At 54.7% G+C, this 16,155-nt stretch carries 13 protein-coding genes; 8 read left to right on the top strand and 5 right to left on the bottom strand.

Features of this window, described 5'->3' with window-relative positions:
• The first annotated feature begins 9 nt into the window (after positions 1–9).
• The 4 genes from IMCC3135_RS14665 to IMCC3135_RS14650 all read left to right on the top strand — a co-directional run bounded on the left by IMCC3135_RS14665 (position 10) and on the right by IMCC3135_RS14650 (position 2,593).
• The gene (locus IMCC3135_RS14665) at positions 10–285 is read left to right on the top strand and encodes a glycine zipper domain-containing protein (protein ID WP_088918306.1); all 276 of its coding nucleotides are present in this window, start codon (positions 10–12) and stop codon (positions 283–285) included.
• Positions 286–303: 18 nt separating this feature from the next.
• The gene (locus IMCC3135_RS14660) at positions 304–579 is read left to right on the top strand and encodes a hypothetical protein (RefSeq protein WP_088918305.1); all 276 of its coding nucleotides are present in this window, start codon (positions 304–306) and stop codon (positions 577–579) included.
• On the top strand, positions 576–1,208 hold the full coding sequence (locus IMCC3135_RS14655; protein WP_157735991.1) for a histidine kinase dimerization/phospho-acceptor domain-containing protein: 633 nt from the start codon (positions 576–578) through the stop codon (positions 1,206–1,208). Before IMCC3135_RS14660 ends, IMCC3135_RS14655 begins: the two co-directional genes overlap by 4 nt.
• 71 nt (positions 1,209–1,279) lie before the next feature.
• Complete coding sequence (locus tag IMCC3135_RS14650; RefSeq protein ID WP_205738049.1) at positions 1,280–2,593, top strand: MATE family efflux transporter; 1,314 nt, start codon at positions 1,280–1,282, stop codon at positions 2,591–2,593.
• A gap of 171 nt (positions 2,594–2,764) precedes the next feature.
• Here IMCC3135_RS14650 and IMCC3135_RS14645 read toward each other — a convergent pair whose 3' ends face one another.
• From IMCC3135_RS14645 to IMCC3135_RS14625, 5 genes are all read right to left on the bottom strand, one after another.
• Entirely contained in the window at positions 2,765–4,315 is a 1,551-nt protein-coding gene (locus IMCC3135_RS14645) for a glycoside hydrolase family 16 protein (RefSeq protein ID WP_157735990.1), read from the bottom strand.
• Positions 4,316–4,491: 176 nt separating this feature from the next.
• On the bottom strand, positions 4,492–6,387 hold the full coding sequence (locus IMCC3135_RS14640) for an ABC transporter ATP-binding protein (RefSeq protein ID WP_088918301.1): 1,896 nt from the start codon (positions 6,385–6,387) through the stop codon (positions 4,492–4,494).
• Positions 6,387–7,301 (bottom strand): ABC transporter permease, encoded by a 915-nt coding sequence (locus IMCC3135_RS14635; protein ID WP_088918300.1) that lies wholly within the window; start codon positions 7,299–7,301, stop codon positions 6,387–6,389. The genes IMCC3135_RS14640 and IMCC3135_RS14635 overlap by 1 nt, the downstream gene beginning before the upstream one ends.
• 2 nt (positions 7,302–7,303) lie before the next feature.
• Entirely contained in the window at positions 7,304–8,221 is a 918-nt protein-coding gene (locus IMCC3135_RS14630; RefSeq protein ID WP_088918299.1) for an ABC transporter permease subunit, read from the bottom strand.
• Between the two features lie 23 nt (positions 8,222–8,244).
• Complete coding sequence (locus tag IMCC3135_RS14625; RefSeq protein WP_088921862.1) at positions 8,245–9,825, bottom strand: peptide ABC transporter substrate-binding protein; 1,581 nt, start codon at positions 9,823–9,825, stop codon at positions 8,245–8,247.
• A 352-nt stretch (positions 9,826–10,177) separates the two neighbouring features.
• Between IMCC3135_RS14625 and IMCC3135_RS14620 the strand changes: the two genes are divergently transcribed.
• From IMCC3135_RS14620 to IMCC3135_RS14605, 4 genes are read left to right on the top strand one after another with little or no spacing between them, the layout of a single operon-like run.
• Positions 10,178–11,812: a TolC family protein gene (locus IMCC3135_RS14620; RefSeq protein ID WP_169727463.1), complete on the top strand. Its 1,635-nt coding sequence runs from the start codon at positions 10,178–10,180 to the stop codon at positions 11,810–11,812.
• On the top strand, positions 11,809–12,639 hold the full coding sequence (locus IMCC3135_RS14615; protein WP_088918297.1) for an efflux RND transporter periplasmic adaptor subunit: 831 nt from the start codon (positions 11,809–11,811) through the stop codon (positions 12,637–12,639). Before IMCC3135_RS14620 ends, IMCC3135_RS14615 begins: the two co-directional genes overlap by 4 nt.
• Positions 12,632–13,933, top strand: a complete 1,302-nt coding sequence (locus IMCC3135_RS14610; RefSeq protein ID WP_088918296.1) for an efflux RND transporter periplasmic adaptor subunit — start codon at positions 12,632–12,634, stop codon at positions 13,931–13,933. Before IMCC3135_RS14615 ends, IMCC3135_RS14610 begins: the two co-directional genes overlap by 8 nt.
• The gene (locus IMCC3135_RS14605) at positions 13,930–16,155 is read left to right on the top strand and encodes a site-2 protease family protein (protein ID WP_088918295.1); all 2,226 of its coding nucleotides are present in this window, start codon (positions 13,930–13,932) and stop codon (positions 16,153–16,155) included. The genes IMCC3135_RS14610 and IMCC3135_RS14605 overlap by 4 nt, the downstream gene beginning before the upstream one ends.

The raw sequence follows: 16,155 nt of genomic DNA, 5'->3' as shown, positions 1-16,155 counted from the left end.
TGTAAAACCATGACCAGTACTGCAACAAAACCCGATGCCATCAAACAGGCAGCCAGAGATGCGGCAGACAAAGCCGAAGAAAAAACCGCCGAAACCATTGAGTTCGCCCGTGAAAAGGCCGAGAAAGTCGTTGACAAGGTCCAAGAGCTGGAAAGCGAAATCAGTGAGTCTGTCTCTGAGCTGTCAAGCACAGTGACACGCTATGTTCAGGAAAAGCCCCTACAGGCAGCCGGCATAGCCTTCGCCGCTGGCGTGCTGACCACCCTGCTCCTGCGCAAGCGCTAGCCCCGGAGAGTCACGACGATGTTACTGAAAAAACAGAAACAGGCGGTGGCTCAGGCTTGGCTGGATCGCTGCAAAAAGGATGCTGACTTGCGCGGCCTGACGCATGTGTGCAACGCACAGTGCCGCGACTATTTCAGCCATCCTTTATCGCTGCTCTGGCCATTTGCAGCTGGAGTCCTGCTTATTCGTTTCAAAAGTGTGGCACCGCAGCTCATCAAGGCTAGCAGTGTCGGCGTCTCGCTTGTTCAATTGGCCGCCAAGGCTGCACCATTGGCCAGACAATGGATCAAATGAAGCTTCAAAAAGAATTACTGGATAGCTGGCAACTTCGCACAGAATCGTGCCCTGCGCAGCCACACCTTTCAGACTCGGCCCGCCAGAGAATCACGTCCGTGTTTCTGGAAGTCATCGCGCCCGATGATTCTGTTGCCGATTCTGCAAACCAGCCTAACCGCTGGTCCACCGAGCTGGCAGAGCTGGCACTGGACAGTGACTTTTCAGCTCCTGCGTTCTGTGCAGAACTGCGCAATTGCCAACTGTCCCTGATGCAAATACTCATGAACAAGGCAGCGGCTGAAGCACAAACAGGCTCACCGCCAGAGACCAACGGCGTGGACGCCCTGTCTCGATGCATGACAACGCTGGATCAGCTGATACGCAACAGCCTGATAGAGCAAGACACTTGCAATGAACCGTCGAAAGAAAGGCCTGAGCCGATAGCCCCCACTACTGGCAAGAAGAAAACACTTCAACATGAGATACGAACTCCCTTGCAGGGAGCGCTATTGACAACCGAGCTGATGTTGGAGGATGCTGCGCAGGGGGACCCGGTGTCAGAAGAGGACATCCTGGCTGTGCGCAAGTCCATCGAAACCGCTGTCAGCATCCTTAACGATTTTGCCAGCCATCCCAGCCCGGAATAACAACAGCGACACGCCTTACCATCGATACCTCTTCTCCGACACTGACCAGTGGGCCTCTGCTGGGTCATCTGTTGAGACTAGCCATCCCTGCCTCCATCGGCATGGTGTTCAACACTCTTTATAACCTGACTGACTTCTGGTTCGCAGGCCAACTATCAAGCGACGCTCTGGCCGGAGTATCCATCGCAGGTAGTGTCTTCTTTCTGCTACTGGCTTTGGGCCTGGGCATCCAGATCGGAGCCGCCGCACTGATTGCACCCATTGCAGGCCAGTCAGGTGATGATGATGAGCGTCGCGGCAGCATTGCAGATTGGGTGGATCAGATACTGGGTCTGTCTTTGGTCTTGAGCCTTGTCGTGCTGATTGCTGGCTTGTTGGTAGCTACTCCACTGGTTCATTTTCTGGGTGCAGAGGTGAATACAGTGGCGCCTCTGGCACTGGAATATATAGGCACCATCCTGTGGGGTGCTTTCACCTTCATTCTCACCTTTGCCGCCGCCGGAGCCCTCATGGCTCTGGGCGACACGCATTCCAATCGAAATGCTCTGGCGATCGGTTTTGTGGCAAATCTGGGTCTCAATCCCTTGCTGACATTCGGGCTTGACATGGGTGTTACCGGCCTGGCGCTGGCAACGGTATTGATCAAGGGTGCATCAGCGCTCTACCTGTACCGGGTTCTGACCCGCAGGCTGGGCAGACGCTGCCGACCCAGATTCAGCAGTGACAAATGGGCTGCCCTGTTACGACAGACGATACCCGCGAGTGGCAACATGCTGACCATTATCCTGGGCGGCTTCATCACAGTAGCGTTGATTGGTCGCTTTGGCAGTCAACATGTAGCTGGCTACTCGGTTGGGCTGCGCCTGGAACAGGTATTACTGCTACCGGCCCTGGGTTTGAATTCAGCGGTCATGGCTATTGCCGGGCAGAATCTGGGGGCCGGCCATCTGGATCGCGTCAGGCAAATCTATACCATCGGGCTACAGCTAGGTTTGGCGATGGCAGCTGTCTTCATTCCCATCATGGTCTTTCTGTCGCCGGTACTAATGGGGTTCTTCTCTGACGACCCTGACATTCAGCACACTGGTGCGATCTACCTGAAGATCGATGCCATCGCGTTTTACGCCTATGTCGTTCTGTTTCTGAGCACGGCAACTCTTCAGGCGCTCAAGCAACCCATGTTTCCGCTGATTCTGGGGGTGGCACGTCAATTGGTCATACCGGCCAGCATCAACTACTGGCTGATCGTCTATCAAGGCTTTCCCATGATCTCGATCTTCTACACCATCATCTCGGTGGTGGTGATTTCCTCACTGATAGCACACGGCTATACGCTACGGCAGCTTGGAAAACTTCAGGTAAACACACCTGCCACGTCCGCCTGATCCATCCCGGACCTTGAAGCCTGTGATCTTTTGCGTAGAGGGGAAAACCCGGACAAAAAAAAGCTCCGGCTCCTCTCATTGAAACAATGGAGAACCCGGAGCGAATACTTCAAGCATTCAGCTGACCCCAAATGGTGGTCAGGTAAATGCTTTTCAAGCTATTACCGGAACTTACGGCTTCTGCCAGGCGCGAATGAAGTCGATCTCTACTTCAGCAGGGATAACATCTGCTGAAGGATCACCAATCCAGCTACTGCCGACAACCAGTTGAGCAATGATGTTCATCGGCTCATCAGAGACGCGAACACCTGTCATACGACGCACTTCCTGACCGTCGATGTACCAGACAACCAGACCAGGCTCCCACAGAACGCTGTAGTTGTGAAAATCATCACTCAGATTTTCGCTTACAACAGACTCCATAGTCGGAGAAGAATGCTTCTCACCACTGAAGTTACGGGCACGAATGCTGTCGTAGTAGTGGTAAGTCTGATAGCTCTTGTCAGGACGTGAACCGATGTATTCAACAATGTCGATTTCCGGCTTGTTCTTGTGGTAATCCTGGTTGAACAGGTAGAACGTAGACAGCAGTCCATCACCACCAGCCAGCTTGGCACTCATTTCCACATAGCCATACGTCATCTTGAAATAATCAGACGTTGTAATGACACCAGACAGGTATGGCAGGTTGTTGGCTTGTTCCAGCAATTCTGGCGGAGTGTTTTTACCGGTGATCTTCATGGTTGTACCGGTAAATTCAAACGGTGTGTAATCCATAGGATCAGCAGCGAAGATATTCACAAAGTACTGTGTTTCAAGATTGATAGTGGTATCAGCGCCCCAGGGAAGTGCGGCTTTCCACTTGGTACGATCAAGGCTGTCGCCTTCGAACTCTTCATCAAATACGCGAACATAGTCTGTCAGGTCAGGTACATCTGAAGTCAGTTGTTCAAAAGTGAATGTGGCAGGTACTGACAACTCTGATCGCATGCCCTCATTATCAATGGCTAATACCGAATAGCTGTAGCTGGTGCCTGGGATAGGTGTACGTGAACCGACACAATCAGTATATCGAGTGTAGTTACAGTCGATGAATGAAGTGCTGAGCCAGCTGCGGTAATCGTGCTCATAGCCTGTGTCACCACGAACTTCTGCTATCAGCGCACCATCTCGATAGACTTCGTAAGCCGTTACGGCCTGGTCGTCAGTGGAAGGCGCCCAACTGAATTCCAACCAGTTTTCAGCAGAAAGCAGCAGAGTCAGATCTGATGGAGTTGACGGAGGACCCGCGCCGCGCGCAGCATCCTTGATGAAAGGACCTTCCAATGAGGCAGTCTCGACGGCTGTTGGACTGTCGTCCTCACCACCTGAGACATCGCTGCCATCAGCAGAAGCATCCGGCAGGATGTTGTCCGGTGCTGAGTTTCCATCGGTTGTATTGGAACCGTCAGTCGTGTCAGTACCATCAGTTGTGTCGGTACCGTCAGTTGTGTCAGTACCATCAGTCGTATCAGTACCGTCTGTTGTGTCACCACCTGTTACGGGAGTGTTGGTACCTGTGTCAGGGTCTTCAACTGTTGGGATGTCCACACCAGGAGTCTGAGACGAGCTGTCGTCATCAATGGGTGTGTCATTGGATGAGGATGAGCTGCTACACCCAGATATCACCAGAAGACTGGTTAAAAATAAACCGGTAATGCCGGTTCGGACAGATATCGTCATAAGTTTATATTTTTCAGGCTCGATTGCGCAAGCCCGAATTGTCCTTGGGTAACGTGTCAAGGTCAATGCTGGGTCCGTTGCTAATTCGCAAACAAATACAATCATTTGCGGTTGGTAACAATCCGAACGATATAAACGGTAAATTAATGTGAAACAGGCTGTTTTTCGGGGAACTTTTACAAACGCAGCAAGGTTTCGACAGGATCATGCTCAGCGACAAAATGACCCGGTGAAAGTTCCTGGAGAGCCGGAACATAGTCTGCGGGTAATTGCCCACGTCTGGACGGAAGAAAGCGCAGTCGCGCCCCTGTATCCATCGGAGAGGCCATCTCGCCCACCAGTTTGATACGTTGTCTGGACCGTTCGATGCGTGGATCAGGTACCGGTACTGCCGATACCAGCTGACGGGTATAGGGGTGTTGCGGACGTGCAAACAGCTGGTCACGCGGGGCCAGCTCGACCACCGAGCCCAGATACATCACCAGCACGCGCTGGGAGACCTCCCACACAACCGACAAATCATGCGATATGAATATCAGAGACAATCCGAATTCACGCTGCAGGTCCTTCAACAGTTCCATGATCTGCGCCTGAATGGAGACATCCAGCGCTGAGACAGCCTCATCACAGATCAGAAGCCTGGGCTTCGAGATCATGGCCCGGGCAATGCCGACCCGCTGGTTCTGACCACCCGAGAGTTCGTGTGGATATCGATTGATCAAGGTATAGGGAAGCCCGACACGCTCCATCATATCCGCCGCACGCCGGCTACGTGCCGCTCGGTCAAGGCCCGGTTCGCAGACACGCAAAGGTTCGATAATGCTGTCACCAATGGTCATCGATGGGTTGAGACTTGCCAGAGGATCCTGAAATACGATCTGGGCATCCTGTCGGAACGCCCTGACCTGCTCGCGGCTCATGGTTGTCAACTCATCACCCAGCCAGCTAACCTGACCGGACGTGGGCTTGATCAATTGCAGAATTGCCCGCGCCAGTGTCGACTTGCCACTGCCTGACTCGCCGACGATGCCCAGCGTTTCACCCGGCGCCAGATCGAAGCCGATACCATCCACGGCCCGCAGTTCGCGCGATTTGCCGAACCAGCTGGTACCCACCGCAAAGCTGACGCGCAGGTCTCGCACCTTCAGAACACTATCAGCAACAGCAGAGGTTTCTGCTTCGCCAACTGACTTGCCGGTTGGTTCCTCGGTCAGCTGGCTAGCCGGTTGGTCAGCCAACTGGTGAGTCGCCTCACCCACTGGCTCGTTATCAGGTAGCGCGATACGCGGCACCGCCTCCAACAGCATTTTCGTATAGTCATCCTGCGGGCGGTAGAAAACGTCCTCACAGCTGCCCTGCTCCACGTATTCACCATCACGCATAACCTGAATCTGATCACACATGCGAGCCACCACCCCCATGTCATGCGTGATAAGCACAACAGCGGTATCATGGTCTCGGCGCAGCTCATCCATCAGATCCAGAATTTCTGCCTGAATTGTCACATCCAGTGCCGTGGTGGGCTCATCGGCAATCAACAGGTCCGGCTCGCACAGCATGGCCATGGCAATCATGACTCGCTGCCGCATGCCCCCGGAAAGCTCATGCGGGTATTGCCTGAGTCGCTGGGCGGCTTCAGGCATGCGCACATTCTCCAACCAGCGCAGGCACTCTTTATGTGCCTCTCGATTACTCAGACTCTGATGTGTCTGCAACACCTCGCGCATCTGTTCGCCAATACGCAAATGGGGCGTCAGTGCGGTCAGTGGATCCTGAAAGATCATCGAGATGCGGCTACCGCGAATACGATTAAGCTCGCGCACCGAAAGCTGCAGCAGGTTCTGACCGGCAAAGCGTACTTCACCGCTGACACGCGCATTACTGGCAAGCAAGCCCATGGCTGCCAGAAAGGTCTGGCTCTTGCCCGAACCCGACTCCCCTACCACCCCCAGACACTCACCAGGCCGAATTGACACATCGACGCCTTTTACCGCCTCGATCACACCATCATTGGTGGTAAAACTCACACGCAGATCGCGGATAGTCAGCACTTCGCTGTTTGGCGTGTTCATTATCGGTCTCGCGGATCAAAGGCGTCACGCAGACCATCGCCGATGAACAGCAGGCTGAGCAGCAGTGTGATGAGAAAGCCTGCAGGAAACCACAGCAGCCACGGCAGCACTTCCAGAACATCCGCCCCTTCAGCGATCAAGGTGCCCAATGAGGTCAACGGCTCCTGGATACCGAAGCCCAGATAGGACAGAAAACTCTCCACAACGACAATTTCAGGAATGGTCAGTGTGGCGTAGATGACAACCGGGCCGACAAGGTTGGGCACTATATGCCTGAAGATGATGGCGCCGGTTCCAAGACCCGAGGCACGGGCCGCTTCTATATATTCACGCTGTCTGATAGACAGCGTCTGGCCTCGTACGATGCGCGCCATGGTCAACCATTCCAGAGCCCCGATTGCGGCAAACAGCAGGAAAACGTTGCGGCCGAATATCACCATTAGCAGAATCACGAACAGGATATAGGGCAAGGCATACATGACATCTACAAAGCGCATCATGGCTTGATCCACCCGGCCTCCCACATAGCCTGCAATGGCGCCATAACCGACACCGATAACCACCGATACCACCGTGGCAATCAAGGCCACCAACAGCGAGACTCGCAAACCGAACAAGGTTCTTGCCAGCAAGTCGCGACCATTCTGATCAGTACCGAACCAGTGACCGTTGGCCAGCGACGGGGGGGCACGAAAAGCTGCCCAGTCAGGGTCTTCGTAGTTATAGGTGATGAACCAGGGTCCGGCGATGGCAAGAATAACCAGCAGAGCCAGAACAATGAGAGAGACAACTGCAGCCTTGTTGCGCTTCAGACGCGCCAGTGCGTCCTGAAACAGACTACGACCTGGTGCCAGTGGCAGAGCCTCGTCAAGGCTCGATTCGATAATAGCCAGTTTGGCCTTGCGAAAGATCATCGTTATCGCACCCTCGGATCAAGCCATGCATAGAGTATGTCAACGATCAGGTTGAGCACGACAATCAGCAACATATAGAGCACGACAGTACCCAGTACCATGCCGTAGTCTCGATTCAGCGCCGCATTGATGAAGTAGCGCCCAATGCCCGGCAGACCGAATATGGTTTCGATAACCAACGAACCTGTCAGCAAGTAGCTGGCCGCTGGCCCCAGATAGGAGACCACCGGCGTCATGGTCGGTTTCAGCGCATGACGCCAGACGATACTGGCGCTGCTCAAGCCCTTGGAACGTGCAGTTCGAATGAAGTTGCTATGCATCACCTCAATCATCGCGCCACGCGTCAGGCGGGAAATACGGGCGATATGCGGCAAGGCGAGCACCACAACCGGTAATACCAGATGCGACACGGTGCCACCTCCCCAGCCCCCGACTGGCAACCATTCCAGCTTCAGACCAAAGATCAGCTGGAAGATGGGAGCCAACAGAAAATTGGGCAGTACCAGCCCCGATAAAACCACAATACCGATCAGGTAGTCCGGAAACCGATTGCGGTAGAGCGTACCCAGAATACCGGCCAGCACACCCAATACAATGGACAGAAAAAACGCCACGCCACCAACGATCAGAGTATAGGGAAGACCGATCAGCAACTGCTCGGCAACCGTGAAGTCCTGATTGATGAACGAGGGCCCCAGATCCCCCTGCAGCAGCTTGCCGATGTAAATCAGGTATTGCTCGAACAGGGGCTTGTCCAGATGGTAGTGAGCCGCCAGGTTCTGCTTGATGGCCTCTGGCAAGGGACGATCCCCGTCAAATGGCCCACCCGGTGCCAGACGCAAGATGAAGAAGCACGCCGTTATCGCTACCCAGAGCACAGGGATAGTCGATAACAGGCGCTTGAACGCATAGTTCAACATGGCGGGGATCTAGTGGTGCAAACCTATTCGCTCAATTCGAGCCAGCGCGTACGATGCACATCAAAGGCGTTGTCCTCGAACCCTGTGACTCGGGGCGATACAACGTTGCGTGCCAGATAATAGTAGATAGGGATGGCGGCAGTTTCATCCATGGCAAGTTTTTCGGCCTGGTGCAGCAACTCTGCGCGAACCTGGGTATCAACCGTGGCATTGGCCTTGTCGACCAACGCATCGTATTCCGGATTATTGTAGCGACCGTAGTTGTGCTCAACCGTTGACTTCAACAGGTTGAGAAAGTTATCAGCATCGTTGTAATCAGCAAGCCATCCGGCACGCGCCACATCCAGCACGCCACGTTGCAGCTCATCGTAGTGCACCTTGGTTTCGGTGTTATACAGCTCGACCTGTACACCCAGAGGCTTCCACATGGAGGCGATAGCCACCGCTATACGCTTGTGGTTCTCGTTGGTGTTGTAGCGCAATTGCAACGTGAGTGGATTGTCCTTGTTGAAGCCTGCCTCATCCAGCAAGGCTCTGGCTTCAGCCAGCTTGTCGGCGTACGGCAGATCCTTCCATTCGACACTGTAAGGCTCATCATAGTTGGCCATACCCGGCGGCACCCAGGAGTAGGCAGGCAGCTCACCGGTACCCAGTACCTGAGGACCAATCACTTCACGGTTAATGGACATGGACAAGGCCTTGCGAACATCAGGGTTGTCGAACGGCGGCTTGCTGTTGTTGATCACGTAATAGTAGAGACCAGCGAACGGTGCGACCCGTGCCTGCCCCGGCAAGTTTTCCTGCATCCACTCGAACTGATCGGTTGGAAACTCGGTGAGGATATCGAACTCGCCTGCGCGGTAGCGTTTCAATGCCGCTGATTCGTCATCCAGCACAAAGAACTTGGCACCATCGATCTTCACATTCTCAGCATCGTAGTACTTCGCCTGCTTTTCTGTTGTCACATGTGAGCCTGGCACCCAGTCTACTGGCGTGTAAGGACCGTTCGTCACGATGTTGTCGATCTTGACCCAATCATCACCAGCGGTTTCAAGCAGATGCTGTGGCAAGGGATAGGCGGTGTAGTGCGTCAGAGCACCCAGAAAATACGGCGTAGGCCGCTCCAGTGTGATCTCCAGAGTCTTGTCGTCGAGCGCCTTGACGCCCAGCTCATTCAAGTCGGTGATGGCACCGGTGTTGATAGCCTCGGCATTCTTGATACTGTATTGCAGGTAGGCATAAACGGCCGCGGTTTCAGGATTCATCAAACGCTGAAAGGCGAAGACAAAATCATCGGCTGTCACTGGTGTTCCATCACTCCACTGAATACCTTCACGCAGGCTGAAGGTATAGACCAGCGCATCATCGGAGACACTCCATTGTGAAGCCTGACCCGGAATCGCTTCGGCCTTGGCATTCTCTGTCAGCAAGCCCTCGAAGATATCCCCGGCAATGCGATTTTCCCAGTCGCCGGAAAGCTTGTGCGGATCCAGGGATGTTGGATCACCACCATTATGGATATTGATGGTAGCGGCAGATGCGGCGCCCGTGGCAAAGGCCAGCAGGCAAAGACACACCCATTTTCGAATACTTAGCAGTTGCATATGAAGAGTCTCCTCTGATTGCGTAACATGCCACTCTATCTGTGTAAGCCACTTGAGTGCAAGCACTGCTTCAAGCGTCAGACAACCGACTGCAAAGATGCATATTCTACAATTGCGATCGGGAGATTTACCGATTGAAAATATGACATTACCGCCCTGGCCAAAATGCTTGAAGCTGGGCATTAACAGGATCGTGGGCCCTAACCTCGGATGATATATCCCGCAGGCTTCATTATCCCAAAACCGCGACTACCTCACGATAAGGCGGCAAGAATGAAACCCGGTTAGTAGAGTTTGGCGAGGATGTTGCTGAAGCAGGATAATGAATTCAGCCGCATGCAGACGAAACGCCATGAGTCTCTCAAACCCGGAACATCGGGCGACCCGTCTAAAGCTACCACTCAAGGCGAGCGTTATCGCCGCAGCCCTGGCTTTGAGCGGCTGCAATACGACGCTGCATATCATGGACAGTGAGACGATCGACTCACGAGCAAGCGTTGATTTTGAGCAACTGTTTGCCAATGTCCCGGCACCGGGTGAAATCATGAGCCTTGCAGAGGCCGTGGCTCGAGCCATCAAATACAATCTTGACCACCGGGTGGCCATGATGAACTCTGTTGTTGCACAGCGACATCTGGATCTGAGCGACTACAACAAACTGCCCCGCCTGGCTGCCAGCGCCGGCTATACAGCTCGCGACAAGGTCCACGCCTCATCCAGTTTCAACCTGGCAACAGGCGTTCCCAACTTCGGTGCCTCGACTTCGCAGGACAAAAGCATCGTCAACGCTGATCTGGAGCTGTCGTGGAATACGCTGGATTTTGGCATTGCCTGGATCGAATCCAGACAGGCCGGGAATGCCGCTCTGATTGCGGTCGAGCAACAACGACGAATAACCGCCAACATCGTCAGAGATGTACGTGATGCGTACTGGCGTCTGGTAAGCGCAGAACGCCTTGCCCCGCAACTGGCTGTGCTGAAAAAAGACATCCAGCAAGGACTGAATGATTCCTACGCCGCACAACGAGCCAAACTGAAGCCGCTGGAAGAGTGCCTTGAGGAACAGCGCACTCTGCTGGATTTGCAACGACAGGTGCTGCAACTACAACGCGGCATTGCCGAGTCACGCAGTGTTCTGGCAAGCCTTATTGGCCTGCCCCCCGGCAGCTGGTTTACCGTGGATGTGGAGGGCGAACTGTTTACAAGCTACAACGCTGACGCCGCCCTTGATCGCAATGCCTTGCAGCAGATTGCCCTGCGCCATCGCCCGGAGCTGATCGAAGAGGATTATCAAAGCCGAATTGCTGCGGACGAGGTCAACAAGGCCAGGATTCGCTGGATCCCTGGCATCGAACTGTTCACTGGCACGCATTACAGCGATAACAGCTACCTGCTGCACAGCGCCTGGGCCGCGTCCGGTGTTCGCCTGACCTGGAATCTTCTCAGTGTATTCTCCGCCCCCGCGGCCACGCGTCTGGCAAAGTCCAAACAGGAACTGGGTGAGCTGCGCCGACTGGCACTGTCCATGGCTGTACTTACCCAGGTAGATGTTGCATTGCAGCGCCTGCAGCAGTCCAAGGAGGACTACCGCCTGGCCTCACAGATGACCCAGGTGGATCGCAGCACCATCGAGCAGTACGAGCGCCGTGCATCGGCTTCACGCATCGACAGACAGACCGTGCTGCAGGCACGTGCCAGAGATGTAGTTTCCCGATTGCGATATACCATCGCCTATGGTGAATGGCAAAGCGCAACCGCCAGCGTGTACTCCAGCATCGGTTACGAGCCTGCCGTCATTTTCGACCACGATGCACCGCTGGAACAAATCATTGCGGCTGTTGAAGATCATCTGGAAAATTCGACATACCAGGGTCCTCGCGGCCTCTATGAACCTGAGGAGAGTCGTCGTCGCTCACGGCAGGCCTCCGACTATGACGCTCATATCGGAGACACAGACGCTCTGTCCACGCCAGGAGATGCTCGATGAAGGCCTGCCAGAGACGACAACACCGGTACAGGCTTGCAGCCACTTTCATCACTCTGCTCTCAACATCCATCAGTACTGTTGCCAACGAAAGATCGCTTGAGGAAGCCCTCAGTCCGGCAATAGAGCATGAGCCTTTCAGTGGTGTGGTTCGAGCGGGCGAACGGGCCGTATTGAGTGCTGAACTGGACGCTGTTGTACTCTCCATGCCGTTTCGGGAAGGCCAGGAGTTCAAACAGGATGATGTGCTGATAGCACTTGATTGCACACTGGCAGAGGCCGCCCTCGGACAGGCCAGCGCCCGTTTCGATGTAGCGACTCAGGATCATGCCTCAAACCAGCAATTGAAGGCACTTGATTCTGTCAGCGATCTGGAGCTTGCCGAGAGCACAACACGGTTGGCCGAGGCCTCGCATGAAGTCATAGCAGCCTCACATCGTCAGAATCGCTGCCGTGTACTGGCCCCTTTTGATGGTGTGGTCCTGCGGACTGATATCCGAAAACACGAACGGGTACAAACCGGACAGGAGCTGCTGGAGGTGGCATCTACGGATGCGCACACGGTGGAATTTCTAGTGCCTTCCAGTCAGGCCAGCCATTTGCGTATAGGCCAGACATTCAGCTTTTCTATCGGTGAAACAGGCCATTCTCACGCCGGCAAGATAGAACGCATCGTCCCGGATGTCGATCCGGTAAGCCGCACGGTCAAACTGGTAGGCCAGCTCAATGACTTGAGCCAACCTGAACTGGCAGCAGCAAACCCGATATCGACAAACATAGAATCATCTTTATGGCCTGGCATGAGCGGCTGGGTCCGGCTCGATGAGTGAGGCTGCACTGGTTCGCCGTCTGGGCGATTTCATCAACTTTGAACGCCTGCTTCGTCAGTCATCCACGATAGAAGAACTGGATCGGGCTGTGTGCAACGAATTGCACAAAATCATTGCCTGTGACACAGCGATTCGGCTGGTGCCTGCCTACCAGAGCAAACTTCTGTCTCATCAATCAATGCGGGTTCGAAGCGTATCAGGGGTTTCAAGCTTCGATGCAGATGCCCCGCTGATCCGATGGGCAGAAGCCTACTCATCAAATGAATCAGAGTCGCCAGGAACAGAGTCCGGGCAGGCACCTGGTGAGGTGCTCGTTTTATCACTGGCCCCTTTCGGTTCGCTATTGCTGTTGCGTACCCACGCCTTTCGCGATCACGAGCGTCATATCGGTACAGAGGCCGCCGCCGCCATCAGTCATGCAGAACGTACGCTGTGCCCATCGACAAAGAACCAGAAAATCAATCGAGCCAATCGTCCGGCCCGCACGCTCTGGTTAGTTCGAGCGGCATGGGTACTGGCCTTGCTCGCAATAGCGGCCATCCCTGTACGCCAGAGCGTCATGGCGAACGCCGAAGTGGTGGCCGCACGCCCTGCTGTGGTGGCGGCCAGCATGGAAGGTGTGGTGCGCTCGCTTGCCGTCAGGCCCAATGAGCGTGTAACCAAGGGTCAGCTTCTGGTTGAACTTGACGACAGCGATCTGCAACAGCGCAAAGCTCGCCTTGTCGCAGAGCTTGCTCTGTCAAAGGAACAGCGACGCGAGGCGGCGCAGTCCACGCTGGAACGTGATACACGCGGTACACGCCTGGCCGAGCTTGACAGTCGCATCGCTATACAAAACCTTGATCTTGACTTTGTCGAGACCCGTATCGAAGAGCTGTCAATTCGCGCCGAGGCTGACGGCATAGCCGTTTACTCCCGTGAGGCTGACTGGCTGGGCCGTGCCGTACGAACCGGCGATCGCATCATGGAGATTGCCGTGGATGCGCAACGCGAATTTGAAGCCTGGGTTGCCGTGAACGATGCCATTCGTTTGCCTGATGGTTCGAGAACAACATTCTTTCCTGATGCCTTTCCACTGGATGCAACTGCCGGTGCGGTGCAAAGCGTCAGTTTTTTTGCCACTCGTGATCAGGACGCGCAGCTGGCCTATCGCGTTGTCGCATCCATCGATCAGCAAAACAACCTGCGGCTCGGGATGAAGGGTGCCATGCGTCTTTATGGCCAGCGCGTACCACTGGGTTATGCTTTTCTCAGAAAACCACTTGCCGCCACACGCCGGGCTATTGGTCTGTGACGCACAAGCCGGTGCAGCTAAAAGGCGAGTCGGTTCCGCAAACAAGCCCACCGTCGATACCGACCCCACGGTGCGATCTGGAACTGACGGCCGTTGACGGCCAGAGCACTCCCGAATGGACGCTTCACGATCCGGTCCGTGCCCGCTACTACCGAATCGGCTGGCTGGAATTCGAGCTACTGGTCAGACTCTCACTGGGCAACTCGCAACATATCATCGAATCGGTCAACCGCGACACGGCTCTGCATGCCAGTACGGATGATCTAGACACCCTGCTACAGTTTCTGGAAGAGGAAGAACTGCTCAAGATCGATAATGCCACTGCCAGGCAACGTCTGGCCCAACACGCAGCACGCCCTGCACCTGCATTGTTCACACGTCTGTTCCGATTCTCCATGCACGCCCGCTTTACCTTGTTCGATCCCTACCCGGCGCTGCAAAAACTGACACGCCTGTGCAGCCCTATATTTGATCACCCTCGAGTGTCACTGGCTGTGATCATGGTGATGGCATTGATATCGATTTTCGGGCTCGTCACCCATGCCTTCGAATTTCGTGACAACCTGGCTGAAAATCTGAATTCAACAGGCGTTACCTGGTTTTTCATAACGCTTGTGGTGCTCAACATCGCTCATGAATTCGGCCACGGTATCGCCGCGACCCGTCTGGGCTGTCGTGTACATGCCATGGGCGTTGCGCTGATATTCATGATCCCGGTTGCCTGGTGCGATACCAGTGATGCATGGCGACTGCGCTCATCACGAGAACGACTGATCATCGACGCCGGTGGACTTGCTCTTGAAGGGCTACTGGCACTGATAGCCACACTGGTCTGGTTGACTCTGCCTGATGGTCTACCTCGATCCATCGCCTTCTTCGTTGCGGCCACATCGCTGGCCACCACCTGCCTGATCAACCTCAACCCATTCATGAAGTTCGACGGGTATTTCCTGCTGGCTGATGCTCTGGGCGTGGACAATCTGCAAGAGCGTGCTTTTTCGGCTTTGCAAAAACGTCTTCGTCGCCTGCTCTACCGTGCCAGGGAAACTGGCACTGATCGTCATCCGCCGGCAAGAATTTCGGAACGAGGACTGTACACCTACGCGGCAGCCACCTGGATCTACCGTCTGTTTCTGTACCTTGCCATCGTCTGGGCGGTCTATACCTTCTGGTTCAAGGCATTGGGTGTACTGCTGGCTGCAGGCGTTGTATGGACACTGCTGATCAGACCCGTTTATCGTGAGCTCAAGGTATTTGTCGTGCACTACCGTGAGCACGGCATCAACAGGCACTCACGCTGGACACTGACACTTTGCACGCTGGCTTTGTTGCTGTTCTGCCTGCCACTGCCGCGAGCTGTGACCGTTCCCGCCATGCTGATACCAGCCAGTCAAGCTCAGGTATTTGCACCGGCAGCATCTCGAATTGCTCAAGTACATGTGACAGAAGGTCAGCAGGTACGTACCGGTGACCTGCTGATCAGTCTGAGCGACCCGCAACTGGATCACGACAAGCAACGCCTCGAACTTGAACGTACCGCCTTGCTTGAACGTCGACGCAGTCGTGCCGGCGGACGATTGATCAACACATCAGCTGCTAGCAGATCCTCGAACGAAGGCGGCGACACTGCCTGGGCCATGTCAGCTTCGGATGAAGCGGTGGCGGAAGTGGATGCCAGGTTGCAGGAAATTCAGACCAGACGGGAGGCTCTGTTGCTGCGATCTCCAATCAATGCGCAAGTACTGCATCTGGAGAGAAGTGTGATTCCAGGTCGATGGCTACAGGCCAATGCAGCCCTTGCGTATCTGGGAACACCCGCTGATGCCCGCATTCAGGCCTATATTCCAAGCTATGCAGCGTCACGAATCGACAATGCCAAACCTGCCCGTTTCATGTCAGTCAACACTGACACCACGGTAAATCTGACGGTGCAAGACGTGGATACCCACAGCGTCAGCCAGCTCACCGATGAAGCACTGGCTGTATCAGACGGTGGGCCCATTGCAACAAGAGCATCGACGCAAAACAGCACTACTTTCGACGATAAGCCTGCTCTGGCACCGGTGCAGGATTTATACCGCATGACGTTCATCCCTGCTGAACCCATCACACTCACACGCACCATGAGCGGCTTTGTTCGACTTTCAGCCACTCCCGAAAGCCTTGCCACCCGAAGCGTCAATCGACTCTACGGTGCCTTTATCAGAGAAAGTGGATTCTGA

Origin of the sequence: Granulosicoccus antarcticus IMCC3135, assembly GCF_002215215.1 — a bacterium.
GTDB classification, from domain to species: domain Bacteria; phylum Pseudomonadota; class Gammaproteobacteria; order Granulosicoccales; family Granulosicoccaceae; genus Granulosicoccus; species Granulosicoccus antarcticus.
This window is presented reverse-complemented; position numbering and strand designations above follow the sequence as displayed.

Excerpts from the sequence above, each read along its gene's own strand:
- IMCC3135_RS14665 (WP_088918306.1), top strand. The coding sequence starts at position 10 with ATGACCAGTACTGCAACAAAACCCGATGCCATCAAACAGGCAGCCAGA.
- IMCC3135_RS14610 (WP_088918296.1), top strand. The coding sequence starts at position 12,632 with ATGAGTGAGGCTGCACTGGTTCGCCGTCTGGGCGATTTCATCAACTTT.
- IMCC3135_RS14655 (WP_157735991.1), top strand. The coding sequence starts at position 576 with ATGAAGCTTCAAAAAGAATTACTGGATAGCTGGCAACTTCGCACAGAA.
- IMCC3135_RS14660 (WP_088918305.1), top strand. The coding sequence starts at position 304 with ATGTTACTGAAAAAACAGAAACAGGCGGTGGCTCAGGCTTGGCTGGAT.
- IMCC3135_RS14630 (WP_088918299.1), bottom strand. The coding sequence starts at position 8,221 with ATGTTGAACTATGCGTTCAAGCGCCTGTTATCGACTATCCCTGTGCTC.
- IMCC3135_RS14645 (WP_157735990.1), bottom strand. The coding sequence starts at position 4,315 with ATGACGATATCTGTCCGAACCGGCATTACCGGTTTATTTTTAACCAGT.
- IMCC3135_RS14635 (WP_088918300.1), bottom strand. The coding sequence starts at position 7,301 with ATGATCTTTCGCAAGGCCAAACTGGCTATTATCGAATCGAGCCTTGAC.
- IMCC3135_RS14620 (WP_169727463.1), top strand. The coding sequence starts at position 10,178 with ATGAGTCTCTCAAACCCGGAACATCGGGCGACCCGTCTAAAGCTACCA.
- IMCC3135_RS14640 (WP_088918301.1), bottom strand. The coding sequence starts at position 6,387 with ATGAACACGCCAAACAGCGAAGTGCTGACTATCCGCGATCTGCGTGTG.
- IMCC3135_RS14615 (WP_088918297.1), top strand. The coding sequence starts at position 11,809 with ATGAAGGCCTGCCAGAGACGACAACACCGGTACAGGCTTGCAGCCACT.
- IMCC3135_RS14625 (WP_088921862.1), bottom strand. The coding sequence starts at position 9,825 with ATGCAACTGCTAAGTATTCGAAAATGGGTGTGTCTTTGCCTGCTGGCC.